The 15,354-nt window shown below is 65.9% G+C and carries 12 protein-coding genes; 10 read left to right on the plus strand and 2 right to left on the minus strand.

Annotation, left to right across the window (positions count from 1 at the left end; all coding sequences use genetic code 11):
• Positions 1 to 58: 58 nt before the first annotated feature.
• From BM031_RS06835 to BM031_RS06855, 5 genes are all read left to right on the plus strand, one after another.
• The gene (locus tag BM031_RS06835) at positions 59 to 1,558 is read left to right on the plus strand and encodes a DUF4331 domain-containing protein (RefSeq protein WP_091872855.1); all 1,500 of its coding nucleotides are present in this window, start codon (positions 59 to 61) and stop codon (positions 1,556 to 1,558) included.
• A 10-nt stretch (positions 1,559 to 1,568) separates the two neighbouring features.
• Positions 1,569 to 1,850, plus strand: coding sequence for a hypothetical protein (locus tag BM031_RS06840; RefSeq protein ID WP_091872857.1), 282 nt, complete (start codon positions 1,569 to 1,571; stop codon positions 1,848 to 1,850).
• 74 nt (positions 1,851 to 1,924) lie between these two features.
• Positions 1,925 to 3,106, plus strand: coding sequence for a tetratricopeptide repeat protein (locus tag BM031_RS06845; RefSeq protein WP_229408678.1), 1,182 nt, complete (start codon positions 1,925 to 1,927; stop codon positions 3,104 to 3,106).
• The gene (locus BM031_RS06850) at positions 3,103 to 4,233 is read left to right on the plus strand and encodes a HupE/UreJ family protein (RefSeq protein ID WP_091872860.1); all 1,131 of its coding nucleotides are present in this window, start codon (positions 3,103 to 3,105) and stop codon (positions 4,231 to 4,233) included. The genes BM031_RS06845 and BM031_RS06850 overlap by 4 nt, the downstream gene beginning before the upstream one ends.
• Before the next feature lie 116 nt (positions 4,234 to 4,349).
• Complete coding sequence (locus tag BM031_RS06855) at positions 4,350 to 5,198, plus strand: phytanoyl-CoA dioxygenase family protein (RefSeq protein WP_091872863.1); 849 nt, start codon at positions 4,350 to 4,352, stop codon at positions 5,196 to 5,198.
• Between the two features lie 77 nt (positions 5,199 to 5,275).
• Here BM031_RS06855 and BM031_RS06860 read toward each other — a convergent pair whose 3' ends face one another.
• The gene (locus BM031_RS06860; RefSeq protein ID WP_177207674.1) at positions 5,276 to 5,689 is read right to left on the minus strand and encodes a response regulator; all 414 of its coding nucleotides are present in this window, start codon (positions 5,687 to 5,689) and stop codon (positions 5,276 to 5,278) included.
• A 189-nt stretch (positions 5,690 to 5,878) separates the two neighbouring features.
• Here BM031_RS06860 and BM031_RS06865 point away from each other — a divergent pair, with 189 nt between their 5' ends.
• From BM031_RS06865 to BM031_RS06885, 5 genes are all read left to right on the plus strand, one after another.
• Positions 5,879 to 8,251 carry a M1 family metallopeptidase gene (locus BM031_RS06865; RefSeq protein ID WP_091872868.1) on the plus strand — a complete coding sequence of 791 codons (2,373 nt, stop codon included), beginning with the start codon at positions 5,879 to 5,881 and terminating at the stop codon, positions 8,249 to 8,251.
• Positions 8,252 to 8,336: 85 nt separating this feature from the next.
• The gene (locus BM031_RS06870) at positions 8,337 to 10,709 is read left to right on the plus strand and encodes a M1 family metallopeptidase (protein WP_091872871.1); all 2,373 of its coding nucleotides are present in this window, start codon (positions 8,337 to 8,339) and stop codon (positions 10,707 to 10,709) included.
• Complete coding sequence (locus BM031_RS06875; RefSeq protein WP_091872874.1) at positions 10,706 to 11,212, plus strand: DUF6702 family protein; 507 nt, start codon at positions 10,706 to 10,708, stop codon at positions 11,210 to 11,212. The genes BM031_RS06870 and BM031_RS06875 overlap by 4 nt, the downstream gene beginning before the upstream one ends.
• Positions 11,209 to 13,251, plus strand: a complete 2,043-nt coding sequence (locus BM031_RS06880) for a TonB-dependent receptor (protein WP_091872876.1) — start codon at positions 11,209 to 11,211, stop codon at positions 13,249 to 13,251. Before BM031_RS06875 ends, BM031_RS06880 begins: the two co-directional genes overlap by 4 nt.
• A gap of 51 nt (positions 13,252 to 13,302) precedes the next feature.
• Positions 13,303 to 14,040 carry a 2OG-Fe dioxygenase family protein gene (locus BM031_RS06885; protein ID WP_091872879.1) on the plus strand — a complete coding sequence of 246 codons (738 nt, stop codon included), beginning with the start codon at positions 13,303 to 13,305 and terminating at the stop codon, positions 14,038 to 14,040.
• 258 nt (positions 14,041 to 14,298) lie between these two features.
• On the opposite strand, the gene BM031_RS06890 is transcribed toward BM031_RS06885, so the two are convergent.
• Entirely contained in the window at positions 14,299 to 15,312 is a 1,014-nt protein-coding gene (locus tag BM031_RS06890; protein WP_143084519.1) for a DUF1800 family protein, read from the minus strand.
• Between the last annotated feature and the right edge of the window lie 42 nt (positions 15,313 to 15,354).

The raw sequence follows: 15,354 nt of genomic DNA on the forward strand, positions 1-15,354 counted from the left end.
AAGCAGTCCGAATGACGCCAGCCCCGCGAGGGGATAACAATACACAAAGGAGATACACATGCAATCCGGGAAGAAGAAACAAGTCTGGGCCGCGGCCCTTGCATCGAGCGCAGCACTCGCCATGCTCGCCATGCCGGCCTCCGCATCGAGCCACCGCGAAGCGCCGTTTCTGACCAACGCCCCCAAGGTCGACGGTACCGATTTCTACATGTTCCGCAGCTACGCGCCAGGGCGCGAAGGCTTCGTGACCATGATCGCGAACTTCATCCCGTTCCAGGATCCGCAAGGCGGGCCGAACTTCTACCAGTTCGACCAGAACGCGCTGTATGAAATCCACGTGGACAACAACGGCGACGCCAAGGAAGACATCTCCTTCCAGTTCCGCTTCAAGAACACCTCCAAGCGCACCGCCCTCATGGTGGGCGGCAAGCCGGTGCTGATCCCCCTGATCAATTCGAACACCATCAGCGGCGTGAATCCGGCCTCGCTGAACGTGCGCGAGACCTACACCATCGACATGGTCAAGGGCGACCGCCGCGCCGGCACCCGCACCCGTCTGGCCGCCGCTACCGGCGGGGCCACCGAATTCGACAAGCCGGTCGACAATATCGGCGACAAGACCTTCGGCAGCGCCACCGGCTACGAGACCTACGCCAACCAGCACATCTACGAGGTCAACATCCCCGGCTGCGGCACCGGCCGCGTGTTCGTGGGCCAGCGCAAGGAGCCGTTCTACATCGCGGTCGGCAAGATCTTCGACCTGGTCAACCTGAACCCGCTTGGCGCCGAGGTCAATGGCAACAAGAACGACCTCGAGAGCAAGAACGTCAGCGCCGTGGCGCTGGAAGTGCCGGTCAGCTGCCTGGTGGCAGCGGGCGAACCGGTGATTGGCGCCTACGCCACCGCCAGCATGCGCCAGGGCCGCCTGCTCAACCCGGCCCCGGCCAGCGGCATCAACAACGCGGTGAAGGAAGGCGGCGCCTGGACCCAGGTGTCGCGCCTGGGCATGCCGCTGGTGAACGAAGTCATCATCGGCATGGACGACAAGGACCGCTTCAATACCTCGAAACCGAAGGATGACGCGCAATTCATCACCTATGTCACCAACCCGTCGCTGCCGGCCATCATCGAGACCCTGTTCCCGTCCGCGAAAGCCCCGACCAATTTCCCGCGCAACGACCTGGTGACCGCCTTCCTGAAAGGGATCCCGGGCGTGAACCAGCCGAAGAACGTGGTCGCCTCGGAAATGCTGCGCCTGAACACCAGCATCGCCCCGACCGCGCTGGCCGCGCAGAACCCGATGGGCGTGGCGGCGGGCGACAATGCCGGCTTCCCGAACGGCCGCCGTCCGGCCGACGACGTGGTCGATATCGCGCTGCGCGTCTCGATGGGCGCCCTGTGCGCGCTGACCGGCGCCAACGACGCGCTGGGCGTGGGCTGCAAGCCGGCCGATGCACCCGCCGGTGGCCTGGCGCTGACCGATGGCGTGCGCAAGACGGCCGCCACCTTCAAGCCGGCTTTCCCCTACCTGAACACCCCGCTGCCGGGCAACCAGTAAGGAGGACGCCATGACATCCACACCTCTTCTCCGGCGCGCACGCGGCGCCGCCCTGCTGCTGGCCGCGGCCGCGCTGCTCACCGCCTGCGGCAGCAGCGATGACCGGCACGAGACCACCCCGCCGCCGGTGGTGGTGACCCCGACGCCGCCGGTGTCGGCCATCGACGCCTTCTTCGCGCTGGTGCGGGCCCGCGCTTCGCAGCTGCTCGATAACGACGAACCGGTGGAGATCGACTCGGTCACCGCGACCGCGCCGGAAACCACCGAGCCGGAACCGCTGCCATCGACGTAAGCGTCGACGCAGCCAAGGCGGCGCACGACGGTGGCTTGTCCACCGCCTGCGCCGCCGATTCTATTGGAGAACCAATGATCGCGATGGTGTATCCCCTGGTGCTGGCGGTGGCCTTGTTCGCCGGCGCCGCCACGGCAGCCCCCTACATCCCTGCCAATGGCCAGCAGGTGCTCGAGCGCCTGCCGGGCAAAGGCGACCCCGCGCAGCGCGAACTGGCTCGCCTGCGCGCCGAGCTGGACGCCAACCCCGCCGACCTGGCGCGCGCCACCGGCCTGGCACGGCGCTACATCGAACATGCCCGCCGCGAAGGCGACCCGCGCTACCTCGGTTATGCCCAGGCCGCGCTCAAGCCCTGGTGGCAAGCCCCGCGCGACAAGATGCCGGCCGAGGTGCTGGTGCTGCGCGCCACGCTGGCCCAGAGCACCCACGCCTTCGGCGCGGCCCTGGCCGACCTCGACGAGGTGGTGCGGCGCGACAGCGGCAATGCCCAGGCCTGGCTCACGCGCGCGACGATCCAGCTGGTGACGGGCGACTACGCCGGCGCACGCACCAGTTGCGCGCGCCTGTTCGGCCGTGCCGACAGCCTGGTGCTGCAGACCTGCATGGCTTCGGTCGGCAGCGTCAGCGGGAAGGCGCGCGCCAGCTACGACACGCTGCGCCAGTCGCTCGCCGCCCACGCCGACAGCCCGGCGCCGCTGCGCGCCTGGAGCGCCACGCTGCTGGCGGAAATGGCCGAACGGCTGGGCGAGCACGCCGCCGCCGAAAGCCACTATCGCGCCGCGCTGGCGGCCGACCCGCGCGACACCTACCTGCTCGCAGCCTGGGCCGACTTTTTGCTCGAGCGCGGACGCGCCGGCGAAGTACAGCGCCTGCTGGCCGGGCGTACCCAGGCCGACGCCCTGCTGCTGCGCTACGCCATCGCGCTGGCCGCCACCGGCGCGCCGCAGGCGGCCCAGCACAAGGAAGCGCTGCGGGCCCGCTTCGACGCCGCCCGCCGGCGCGGCGACACCGTGCACCGGCGCGAGGAAGCCCGCTATGCGCTGGCGCTGGGCGGCGACGCCGGCCAGGCGGTGCAGCTGGCCAAACTGAACTGGGCGGTGCAGAAGGAGCCTGCCGACCTGCGCATCCTGCTGCAGGCCGCCGCCGCCAGCGGCGACCGTGAAGCCGCACGCACCGCGCGCGACTGGCTGCGCCGCAGCGCCCTGGAAGACCGCACGCTCGACGGCGCCTTGAAGCGCCTGGGAGGCGCGGCATGAGGCGCCTGCTGCGATGGACGCTGGCCGCACTGGCGCTGCTCGTCCTCCACCCCGCCTACGCGCACAAGGCCAGCGACAGCTACCTGACGCTGGAGGTGCAGGACAAGCGCGTGAGCGGCAGCTGGGACATCGCCCTGCGCGACCTGGAGATGGCGGTGGGCGTCGACGTCGATGGCGACGGCAACATCACCTGGGACGAGGTGCAGTCCCGCCATGCTGCGATCTCCGCCTATGCGCTATCGCGCCTGGCGCTCTCCAGCGACGGGCGCATCTGCCTACTCCGCCCCGGCGCACAGCTGATCGACCACCACACCGACGGCGCCTACACCGTGCTGGCGATCGAGGCGACCTGCGAAGAGACGGTAACGGCGCTCGATGTCGACTACCGCCTGCTGGACGACATCGACCCCCAGCACCGCGGCCTGCTGGCGCTGCGCCACGGCGAGCGCACCATGACCGCGATCCTGGGCCCGGATCAGCCGCGCCAGCAATTGACGCTGGCGCAGGCTTCGTCCTGGCGCCAGTTCGCCGACTACGTCAAGCACGGCGCCTGGCATATCTGGATCGGCTTCGACCACATCCTGTTCCTGCTTTCGCTCCTGCTGCCGGCGGTGCTGGTGTACCGCGACAAGTCCTGGCACGGCCGCGACAGCCTGCGCGCCGGCGCCATCGACGTGATCCGCATCGTCACCGCGTTCACGCTGGCCCACTCGCTCACGCTCACCCTGGCGGCGCTCGGGATCGTGACCCTGCCTTCGCGGCTGGTGGAATCGGCCATCGCGGCGTCGGTAATCGTGGCGGCGCTGAACAATGTGTGGCCGGTAGTGGACCGCGGCCGCGCCATCTTCGCCTTCGGCTTCGGCCTGCTGCACGGCTTCGGCTTCGCCAGCGTGCTGGCCGGCCTCGGCCTGCCGCCGGATGCGATGCTGCTGTCGCTGGTGGGTTTCAACGTGGGCGTGGAACTGGGCCAGCTGGCCATCGTCGCCGTCTTCCTGCCGGTGGCTTACTGGCTGCGCAACGGGCTGTTCTACCGGCGCGCGATCATGGTGGGCGGCTCGGTGGCGATCGCGCTGGTGGCGGCGATCTGGCTGGCGGAACGGGCGCTGGACCTGCAACTGCTGGCCTGAAGCCGACTCCAGGTCACCGTAGGGTGGCCGGCTTCGCCGGCCACCCTACCAGACGGTGATGCGCAAGGCTGGAAACTGGCCGGCGCTACAATGGTGTTTTTTCCTGGGCGTCCACCATGCTGACAACAGAACAGCGCGAACACTACCAGCGTGACGGTTTCCTCGTCATCCCCGGTTTCAAGAGCCTCGACCAGATTGCCGCACTGCGCCGGCGCGCCGAAGAGATCGTCGATGCCTTCGACCCCAGCGAGTCGCGCGCCATCTTCACCACCAGGGACCAGGCCCGCGCCAGCGACGACTGGTTCCTCGGTTCGGACAACACGGTGCGCTGCTTCTTCGAGGAAGAGGCGTTCGGCCCGGATGGCCAGCTGCGGCAGGCGAAAGCACTATCAATCAACAAGATCGGCCATGCGATGCACGACCTCGACCCGGTGTTCGAGACCTTTACCCGCGACCCCAAACTGGCCGCCGTGGCGCGCGACCTCGGCCTGGAACAGCCGCAGGTGTGGCAATCGATGTACATCTTCAAGCAGCCAGGCATTGGCGGGGAAGTGCGCTGGCACCAGGACGCCACCTTCTTCGACAGCGATCCCATTACCGTGACCACCTTCTGGTTCGCGCTGGAAGACGCCACCGTGGACAACGGCTGCCTGTGGGCCGAGCCGGGCGGCCACCGCGGCCCGCTGCGCGAGCGTTTCCTGCGCAATGGCGACAGCATCAGCATGGAAAAGCTGGACGCCACGCCCTGGCCGGACGACAGCACCGCCGTGCCCCTGGAGGCGAAGGCGGGCACGCTGGTGTGCTTCCACGGCCTGCTGCCCCACTACAGCGCGCCGAACAGATCAAGCGTGTCGCGCCACGCGTTTACCTTGCATGCGACCGATGCATCGTCAAGCTACTCGCCGCGCAACTGGATTCAGCGCGATGGTGCATTCCCGGTACGCGGATTCCAGGCTGGCGCCTGAACAGCGGTACGGGAGCGAGAAACCGGCCTGGGGCAGCGGGTGGCCGCATCCAGTCCCTGGACTTCAGCCCGCCGGGTTCAGGCCCGGTCGTGCAAGCGGGTGCAGCACAGGCCGTGCCTGGCGAGCTTGCGGGTCAGGTCTTCCTTGAATGCAGAGTAGTCGAGCGCCTTCTCGACGAAGTCCTTTGCGCCCATCATCAGCGTACGGATACGATCTGCCTCGTTGCGGGTGCTGGACAACACCACGACAGGAACGTGGGACAGGTAGGGTTTCGCAGAGATCTCCTTCAACACCTCGAACCCGTCTACCTTGGGTAGTGCAAGGTCGAGCAGGATGGCATCGAAGTCGTGCGTCTTGCCGAGTTCGTGCAAGGCTTCCTCACCATCGGAGACGATCACGACCTCCGGCGCATCCTTGCAGCTTTCCAGAACGCGTTTCGTCAGTTCCGCATCGAGTGGGAAGTCATCAACAATCAGAACCTTTTTTACCATGTTGGCCATCTTACACGAGGCGCTACCGAACTGTGTCGGAAGCAAACACATCAGGTTACTATTAGATACTCATCGGAAAGTGCTGCAAGAACATCATGTATCAGCTTTTTTACAAATCCAGCAAGCAATTGCTTTAAGGGTAAAGATAGAATACTTTCTCCTATTCCAATCAAAAAACTCAGGGGAATCATGATACGTTTGCCCATCGGGCTGGCTGCGCTGTGCCTCAGTGCCACCGTTTTCGCTGCCGCGCCTTTCGACGACAAATTCCGCCAGCTCGATGAGCTGCTGCCGACGCCGGGTGCCGTGCGCACCGCGTCGGGAGCCCCGGGCCAGGCTTACTGGCAGCAACGCGCCGACTACACGATGCGCGCCACGCTCGACGAAGCCAAGCGCGCGATCAGCGGCAGCGGCACCATCACGTACCATAACAACTCCCCCGACACGCTGAAATACCTCTGGCTGCAGCTCGACCAGAATATCTACAAGCCGAACTCGGATTCCCGCACCTCGGCGGCCCTGCCGTCGCGCGAAGCGTGGGCCCAGGCCCGCACGCCGGAAACAGGCGTGAAGTTCGACGCGATCCGCACCATGCTCACCGCCAGCACCTTCGACGGCGGTTTCAATGTGCGCAATGTGCGCGACAGCGGCGGGCGTCCGCTCAAGTACGTGATCAACCGCACCATGATGCGGATCGACCTGGCGCAGCCCCTGAAGCCGGGCGCGCGCGTCTCGTTCAGCCTGGACTGGAACTACAACATCAACGAGCAGAAGGTGCTGGGCGGCCGTTCCGGCTACGAGTCCTTCGACGACAAGAACGACCTGTTCGAGATCGCCCAGTGGTTCCCGCGCATGGCGGCCTACTACGACGTCTACGGCTGGCAGCACAAGCAGTTCCTGGGCGCCGGCGAATTCACGCTGGAATTCGGCGACTACGACGTACAGATCACGGTGCCGTCGGACCATATCGTGGCCTCCACCGGCGAGCTGCAAAACCCGGGCGAAGTGCTGAGCGCCGCCCAGCGCGACCGCCTGCGCCAGGCCAAGGGCGCCAGGAAGCCGGTCATCATCGTGACCCAGGCCGAGGCGGAGGCGGCCGAGAAGGTCCGCGCCACCACCAATAAAACCTGGCACTTCAAGGCCAAGAACGTGCGCGACTTCGCGTTCGCGTCGAGCCGCAAGTTCATCTGGGATGCGCAGGGCATCAAGTCGGGCAATACCGACGTGATGGCGATGTCCTACTATCCGAAGGAAGGCAACCCGCTGTGGGAGCGCTACTCGACCCAGGCGATCGTCCACACCATCGAGCAGTACAACAAGTATTCCTTCGACTATCCCTACCCGACCTCGATCTCGGTGAACGGCCCGGTGGGCGGCATGGAATACCCGATGATCACGTTTAACGGCCCGCGTCCCGTCAAGGACAAGAAGACCGGCGAACTGACTTATTCGAAGCGCACCAAGTACGGCCTGATCGGCGTGATCATCCACGAAGTGGGCCACAACTACTTCCCGATGATCGTCAACTCCGACGAGCGCCAGTGGACCTGGATGGACGAAGGGCTGAACTCCTTCGTGCAGTCGCTGGCCCAGGAAGCCTGGGAAGAGAACTGGGACGAGATGCGCGGCGACCCGCGCACCATCGTGGGCTACATGCGCAGCCAGAACCAGGTGCCGATCATGACCAACTCGGAGTCGCTCCTGCAGTTCGGGAACAACGCCTATGCCAAGCCGGCTGCCGCGCTGAACATCCTGCGTGAAACGGTGCTGGGCCGCGAACTGTTCGACTTCGCCTTCAAGGAATATGCCGAGCGCTGGAAGTTCAAGCGCCCGACCCCGGCCGACTTCTTCCGCACCATGGAAGACGCGTCGGGCACGGACCTCGACTGGTTCTGGCGCGGCTGGTTCTACACGACCGACGCGGTGGACGTGAGCGTGGACGGCATCACCGAGTACACGATCAGCAGCAAGGATCCGGAAGTCGAGAAAGCCCTGGCGCGTGCGCGCAAGCAGGCCGAGCCGATCTCGATCACCGACCAGCGCAACAAGGGCATGCCGCGCCGCGTCGATGCGCATCCCGAGCTGAAGGACTTCTACAACGCGAACGACGATTTCACGGTGACGAACAAGGACCGCAACAAGTTCGCCGAGACCGTCGAAGGCCTGGAAGACTGGGAAAAAGCCATCCTCAAGGAAGGCAAGCACCTGTACCTGGTGGACTTCTCGAACAAGGGCGGCCTGGTGACCCCGCTGGTGGTGGAAATCGAAACCAAGAGCGGCAAGAAATACATCGAGCGCATCCCGGCCGAAGTGTGGCGCTACTCGCCGACCAAGGTGACCAAGCTGTTCATCACGGACGAGCCGATCGTCAGCCTGGTGCAGGACCCGTACTGGGAAACCGCCGACATCGACCAGACCAACAACGCCTGGCCGCGCAAGGCGACCCCGTCGCGCCTGGAGCTGTTCAAGACCGAACGCGATCCGGCCACCGGCAACCTGATGCGCGACTTTAATACCAAGCTCAAGACGCCAGGGCAGAAGGATGCACCGAAGTCCGAGTAAGTTTGCTTGAACGCGTGGGCGACACTTCGCCCACCCTGCGGCAGGGCCTCGTGCCCTGCCGTTTTTATATCGAAGAACGATCAGCATGAAAATCAGACAACTGCAGGTGGCCGTGGCCGCCGTCATCCTCGGCGTCTCGGCGGCGCAGGCAGCCCCCGCATTCGACGACAAGTTCCGCCAGCTCGACGAGCTGCTGCCCACGCCCAACGAGACCCGCACCGCCTCCGGCGCGCCGGGCCACCGCTACTGGCAGCAGCGCGCCGACTACCGCCTGCGCGCGACCCTCGACGAAAACAAGCGCTCGGTCACCGGCTCCGGCAGCGTCACCTACCACAACAATTCGCCGGACACGCTGTCCTACCTGTGGGTGCAGCTGGACCAGAACATGTTCCGCGGCGATTCCGACAACCGCCGCATCTCCACCCTGCCTTCGCGCGACGCCTGGCAGGCGCGCGGCAGCGACGGCGTCAAGTTCGACACCCTGCGCTCGACCCTGGAAATGCAGCGCTTCGAAGGCGGCATCAATATCACCAGCGTCACCGGCAGCGACGGCCGCGCGCTGCGCCACACGATCAACAAGACCATGATGCGGATCGACCTGCCCCAGCCCCTGAAGCCCGGCGCGCGCGTGTCCTTCAGCCTGGCCTGGAATTTCAACATCCCCGAGATGAAGGTCACGGGCCGCCGCACCGGCTACGAGAAGTTCGACGACGGCAACGACATCTTCGAAGTGGCGCAGTGGTTCCCGCGCATGGCCGCCTACTACGACGTCAAGGGCTGGCAGAACAAGCAGTACATGGGCGACGGCGAGTTCACGCTGGAATTCGGCGACTACGACGTGCAGTTGACCGTCCCGGCCGACCACATCGTCGCCTCGACCGGCGAATTGCAGAATGCGGACGCGGTGCTCTCCAGCGCCCAGCGCGAACGCCTGCGCCAGGCGCGCGGCGCCAAGAAGCCGGTCATCATCGTCACGCAGCTTGAGGCGGAAAAGGCCGAGAAAGCGCGTTCCACGGCCACCCGGACCTGGCACTTCAAGGCCCGGGATGTGCGCGACTTCGCCTTTGCCTCGAGCCGCAAGTTCATCTGGGACGCCCAGGGCATCAAGAGCGGAAACAAGGACGTGCTGGCGATGTCCTACTACCCGAAGGAAGGCAACCCGCTGTGGGAACGCTATTCCACCGCGGCCGTGGTGCACACCATCGAGCAGTACAACAAGTACTCCTTCGACTATCCCTACCCGACCGCCATCTCCGTCAACGGCCCGGTGGGCGGCATGGAATACCCGATGATCTCGTTCAATGGCCCGCGTCCCGTCAAGGACAAGAAGACCGGCGAGATCACCTATTCGAAGGGCACCAAGTATGGCTTGATCAGCGTGATCATCCATGAGGTGGGCCACAACTACTTCCCGATGATCGTCAACTCCGACGAGCGCCAGTGGACCTGGATGGACGAGGGCCTGAACAGCTTCCTGCAGTTCCTGGCCGAGCAGGCCTGGGAAGAAAACTACCCGGGCCGCCGCGGCGAAGCGCGCGACATCGTCGACTACATGCGCAGCACCAACCAGGTGCCGATCATGACCAATGCCGAATCGACCCTCCAGCGCGGCAACAACGCCTATGGCAAGCCAGCCACCGCACTGAACGTGCTGCGCGAGACCATTCTGGGACGCGAGCTGTTCGACTTCGCGTTCAAGGAATACGCCGAGCGCTGGAAGTTCAAGCGCCCCACCCCGGCCGACCTGTTCCGCACCATGGAAGACGCCTCGGGCACGGACCTCGACTGGTTCTGGCGCGGCTGGTTCTACACCACCGATGCGGTGGACGTGAGCGTGGACGGGATCACCGAGTACACCATCAGCAGCAAGGACCCGGAAGTGGAGAAGGCCTGGGCGCGCGCCCGCAAACAGGCCGAGCCGGTCTCGCTCACCGACCAGCGCAACGCCGGCATGCCGCGCCGCGTCGACGCGCATCCGGAGCTGAAGGACTTCTATAACGCGCACGATGAGTTCACGGTGACCAACAAGGACCGCAACAAGTTCAACGAGACCGCCGAAGGCCTGGAGGACTGGGAAAAGGCCCTGCTCAAGGAAGGCAAGCACCTGACCCTGGTGGACTTCTCGAACAAGGGCGGGTTGGTCACGCCGCTGATCGTCGAGATCGAACTCAAGAGCGGGAAAAAATTCATCGAGCGCATTCCGGCCGAGGTATGGCGCTACTCGCCGGCCAAGGTGACCAAGCTGTTCATCACCGACGAGCCGATCGCCAGCCTGGTGCAGGACCCGTATTGGGAAACGGCCGACATCGACCAGGGCAACAACGCCTGGCCGCGCAAGGTGACGCCTTCGCGCCTGGAACTGTTCAAGTCCGAGCGAGAACCGGCCAATAACCTGATGCGCGACTTCGCCACGCCGCTCAAGAAACCTGCCGCGCCCGAGAAAAAGGCGACGCAATGATCCTGCGCCGCACAAGGGTCTTGTTCGCCGCCGCGCTGCTGTGCCTGAGCGCAGCGGCGGGCGCGCACCGCTTCCACAGCGGGATCACCGAGCTCGCGTACAACCCGCGCACCAAGAGCACGGAGATCGTCCATACCTACATGGCGCACGATATCGAGGCGCTCCTGATGAACACCTACGGACGCCAGTTCGACCTGACCGACCCGGACGACCAGGACGTGCTGCGCAAATATATCGAGCAGCACTTCTGGCTCAAGGACCGGGACAATGCGCGCCTGCCGTTGCGCTGGGTCGGCATGACCGTGGCCTCGCAAAGCATCGTGATCTACCAGGAACTGGAGAACACGCCGCTGTCGAAAACCGCCACCATCGGCCAGGGCGTGCTGATCGACTTCCTGCCCGACCAGGTGAACACGGTGAACCTCAACGATGCAGGTACACTCCGCTCATTGACATTTACACAAGCCGCGCTCGAACAGCCGGTCACTGCGACCACTCCATGACCCTTCGCCCGATTCCGTTTGCGCTCGCCGCATTGTTCATCCACGCGCCAGCCCTGGCCGACGACTTCGTGCTGCAGCGCGTGCTGGTCGAGGGATCGCGCGCCAACCAGATCGGGCTGACCGACTCGGCCAGCTCCGGCAGCGTCGGCGCGAAAGAGCTGGCGCAGCTTACCGTGTACCGGCCGGGCGAACTGCTGGAAGCCACGCCCGGCCTGATCGCCAGCCAGCACAGCGGCGAAGGCAAGGCCAACCAGTTCTACCTGCGCGGCTTCAACCTCGACCACGGCACCGACCTCGCCACCTGGGTCGACGGCATGCCGGTCAACCAGCGCAGCCACGCGCATGGCCAGGGCTGGACCGACCTGAACTTCCTTATCCCGGAACTGGTGGCCCGCCTCGACTACCGCAAGGGTCCCTACTCGTCCGCGGAAGGCGACTTCTCGTCGGCCGGCAAGGCCTCGCTGGCCTACGCCAACCGGCTGGTAGCGCCGCTGGCCTCCGTCACGCTGGGCCAGGACAATTATGCGCGCACGGTATTCGCCGGTTCGCCGGCAGCTGCGGGTGGACACCTGCTGTATGCGCTGGAACTGATGAAGAACGACGGCCCGTGGACCCGGCCGGACGGCTACCGCAAGGTCAATGCGGTGCTGCGCTACAGCCGCGGCTACGCCAACAACGGCTGGAACGTCACCGCCATGCACTACCGCGGCCACTGGAACGCGACCGACCAGGTGCCGCTGCGCGCGGTCGCCAGCGGCCAGCTGGGACGCTTCGACGCGCTCGACCTGAGCGACGGCGGCGAAGCCCAGCGCAGCAGCCTGTCCGGCACCTGGCGCCGCACGACCTCGGATGAAGCCACCCACCTGAGTGCCTACGTCATCCGCAACCGCCTCGACCTGTATTCGAACTTCACCTACTTCCTGAACGACCCGGTCAACGGCGACCAGTTCAGCCAGCCCGACCGCCGCGTGACCTCGGGCCTGGACGGCAGCCATACCTGGCACGTGCTGCGCAATGGCGCGGTGAGTTCGGACATGACGGTGGGTGTGCAGCTCCAGAACGACAATATCTTCAACGGCCTGTACGACACCCGTGCGCGCCAGCGCCTGGCGACCACGCGCGAAGACCATATCGTGGAAACCAGCGGCGCCCTATTCCTGGAAAGCGCCACGCGCTGGAGCGAAGCCCTGCGCACCGTGGTCGGTGTGCGCGCCAACGCCTACCGCTTCCGCGTCGATGGCGACCGCGCCGAGAATTCCGGACGCGCCAGCGATTCGCTGCTCACGCCAGCGCTGAGCATCGCCTATGGCCCGTGGCAGACGACCGAGCTGTACCTGAACTATGGCCACGGCTTCCACAGCAACGACGCGCGCGGCACCGTGGCCACGCTCGACCCGAAAACCCTCGACCCGGTCGACCGCACGCCAGGCCTGGTGCGCTCGCGCGGCATGGAAGTGGGCCTGCGCACGGTGGCGATCCCGAAAACCGAAACCACGCTGTCGGTGTACCGGCTCGATTTCGATTCCGAGCTGACCTATATCGGCGACGCCGGCAACACCGAGGCGGGCGATCCGAGCCGCCGCTATGGCGTCGAGCTGTCCAACAACTACCAGGCCAACAAGTGGCTGACGGTGAATTTTGATGCGGCTTATGCGCGGGCGCGTTCGCGCGGCGGCAACCCGGCCGGCGATCGCATTCCGGGTGCGGTGGAGGGCGTGGCCCAGGTCGGCCTGACGGTGGACAAGGCCGGCCCATGGACGGGCGCGCTGCGCCTGCGCTACTTCGGCCCGCGTCCGCTGATCGAGGACGACAGCGTGCGCTCGCGCGCCAGCGTCACGCTCAACGGGCGCGTGGGTTACCGCATTGGCAAGGACATGCGCATCGAGCTGGAAGGCTTCAACCTGACCAACCGGCGCGATTCGGCGATCGACTACTATTATGCGTCGCGCCTGCAGAATGAAGCCGAGGCGGTGGACGACATCCATTTCCACCCGATCGAACCGCGTTCCTTCCGCCTGAGCTTCGTGAAGAACTGGTAGGGAATTGGCGGCGATCAGACTTGTTGCGTGGAAAAATGCTACGCTAACCGGATGACACCACGTGAACTTCCCACCACCGATCCGTCGCACCTGACGGACGTCGTGCGCAGCGAGGGCTATGCCCTGCTGCGCCCTCTCGATGTCGCCCACCTCGCGGGCTGCACGCTCGACGAACTGCAGGCGCTCGTCCCGAGCTGGGACCGGCTCGAACTCGACAACTACCTCAAGGACGGCGGCCGCTATCGCCGGCGCCGCCATTCCTGCTTCGTCGACGACGGCCATGGCCTGGCGCAGACGCCGCACCGCGCCCATTGGCAGCCGGTCGAGTACAACGCCCTGCACGGCGGCATGCACCGCCTGTTCGAGCCGATCGAACCGGCCACCATCGCCACGCCGGCGTGGGAGCGCCTGCTGCGCGCGCTGGGCGAAGTCTGCTCGGGCGTGCGCGGCCCGCACACCTGGAACGTGGAAGCCCACCAGTTCCGCATCGACACCGCCGACGGCATCGGCCGCCCCACGCCGGAAGGCGCGCACCGCGACGGCGTCGATTTCGTCGCTGTGATCCTGATCAAGCGCACCGGCATCAAGGGTGGCGAGACGCGCGTGTTCGAAGCCGACGGCCCGGCCGGCCAGCGCTTCACAATGCTCGAGCCCTGGACGCTGCTGCTGCTCGACGACGCCGCCGTGATCCACGAATCCACCCCGATCCAGCCCCTGGACGAGCACGGGCATCGCGATACCCTGGTGCTGACCTGGCGCGCCGGTTCCTTCCAGGGCGCCGACGATTGAAGTCGTGGCGTGGGCGGGCCCTCCTGCCTACGCCTTCCCATCCCGCGAACACACAAAAAAAAAGCGCCCGCGAACCTTGCGGCTGGCGGGCGATAATCCAATTTTCGGAGAAAACTGGAGGAGACAGTTCCAATATACCCCGATTTTTTGTGCGGTGCAATACCGTAGAACTACTGCTCTAATTTCGTGAAGGTAAGGTTTCCAAACCCAGATACTTTTGGCTGCAATGTTGCGATGCACAACATTTGGTTCCGCACCTCAATATCGCGCGAACGCACTACTGTATAGCAGTTCGAGCAGGCCTCCGGGGTCGAGCGGCTGGCTACGCGCCGCCGCCGCCATCGCCGCAGCCGAAGGCGTGGGCGCCTCGATCAATACCGGTCCCGGCTGGGCTACCCCAGCCTGCGGCGCAGCGCTTCCAGCCATGGCCCGCACCGGCGGCGCCGAGGACGCATACCGGTGCAGCCGCGGCGGCGCGATCGCCAGCGCCAGCCGTCCCTGCGCCAGCTGCTGCGCGAACGCCGCGCGCCCCGCCGTCCCCATCGGGCGACGCAGGGCTTCCACCAGCGGCGCCGCATTTTGCACCGCCACGCTTGACGCCCGCAGCGCCGAAACGACAAAGCGCCAATCGTCCTTGCGCATGCTGCCATGCTGGGAAGGCGCGAGGAATTCCGGGCTGCGGAACAGCGCCCGCAGCACCGCGCGCTGGTCGCCCCCGGTGGCAGTCCAGGCAGCCCACAACGCGTGCTCGAGCGCGCGGGACGGCGCGGATACGAACTGCTTGAGCAGCGCCCCTAGTGCGGCACGTTCGCTGCGGGTGTCCCCGCCTTGCACCAGAATGGTGCGCAGCGTGGCGTAGCGTCCGAACACATGCGGCCGCACATCGGGCTCCTTCACGCCCCGCATACCGAACCACGTCTGCCAGAACGCCGACAGCACTTCTTCCAGCTGGCGTGGGCTGGCGATCGCACGCAACAGGCGTTCCTCGTCCGCGGGTGTGCCGGCCTCGTGGTATTCGCGCAAGCGCGCCGCGAGCCTGGGTTCGAGCGCCGGAGGCGCCAGCTGGCTGTCGACATAGGCGGCCAGGCCCATTGCACGCACCCGCGCCACGTCGCCCGGCGCGGGGCCGTAGCCCAGCCGGTTCAACAGGTGCAGCGCCTGCTGCGAGGTCGCGGCCGCAGTCGCCGCCGATGCGCCCGGCATGGCCAGCAGCAGGAGCAGCGAAGGCAGCAGCATGGCGCCGCGGCGGCGCCGGAATCCAGAAGTGTGCATGCCCTTGTTATATACCTGCGCCACCGTGCTTGCTGCGCGCTT

Source organism: Massilia yuzhufengensis, from assembly GCF_900112225.1.
GTDB classification, from domain to species: domain Bacteria; phylum Pseudomonadota; class Gammaproteobacteria; order Burkholderiales; family Burkholderiaceae_D; genus Telluria; species Telluria yuzhufengensis.

Coding starts and splice junctions, on each gene's coding strand:
- BM031_RS06845 (WP_229408678.1), top strand. CDS start 1,925: ATGATCGCGATGGTGTATCCCCTGGTGCTGGCGGTGGCCTTGTTCGCC.
- BM031_RS06840 (WP_091872857.1), top strand. CDS start 1,569: ATGACATCCACACCTCTTCTCCGGCGCGCACGCGGCGCCGCCCTGCTG.
- BM031_RS06855 (WP_091872863.1), top strand. CDS start 4,350: ATGCTGACAACAGAACAGCGCGAACACTACCAGCGTGACGGTTTCCTC.
- BM031_RS06835 (WP_091872855.1), top strand. CDS start 59: ATGCAATCCGGGAAGAAGAAACAAGTCTGGGCCGCGGCCCTTGCATCG.
- BM031_RS06875 (WP_091872874.1), top strand. CDS start 10,706: ATGATCCTGCGCCGCACAAGGGTCTTGTTCGCCGCCGCGCTGCTGTGC.
- BM031_RS06885 (WP_091872879.1), top strand. CDS start 13,303: ATGACACCACGTGAACTTCCCACCACCGATCCGTCGCACCTGACGGAC.
- BM031_RS06860 (WP_177207674.1), bottom strand. CDS start 5,689: ATGGTAAAAAAGGTTCTGATTGTTGATGACTTCCCACTCGATGCGGAA.
- BM031_RS06865 (WP_091872868.1), top strand. CDS start 5,879: ATGATACGTTTGCCCATCGGGCTGGCTGCGCTGTGCCTCAGTGCCACC.
- BM031_RS06880 (WP_091872876.1), top strand. CDS start 11,209: ATGACCCTTCGCCCGATTCCGTTTGCGCTCGCCGCATTGTTCATCCAC.
- BM031_RS06850 (WP_091872860.1), top strand. CDS start 3,103: ATGAGGCGCCTGCTGCGATGGACGCTGGCCGCACTGGCGCTGCTCGTC.
- BM031_RS06870 (WP_091872871.1), top strand. CDS start 8,337: ATGAAAATCAGACAACTGCAGGTGGCCGTGGCCGCCGTCATCCTCGGC.
- BM031_RS06890 (WP_143084519.1), bottom strand. CDS start 15,312: ATGCACACTTCTGGATTCCGGCGCCGCCGCGGCGCCATGCTGCTGCCT.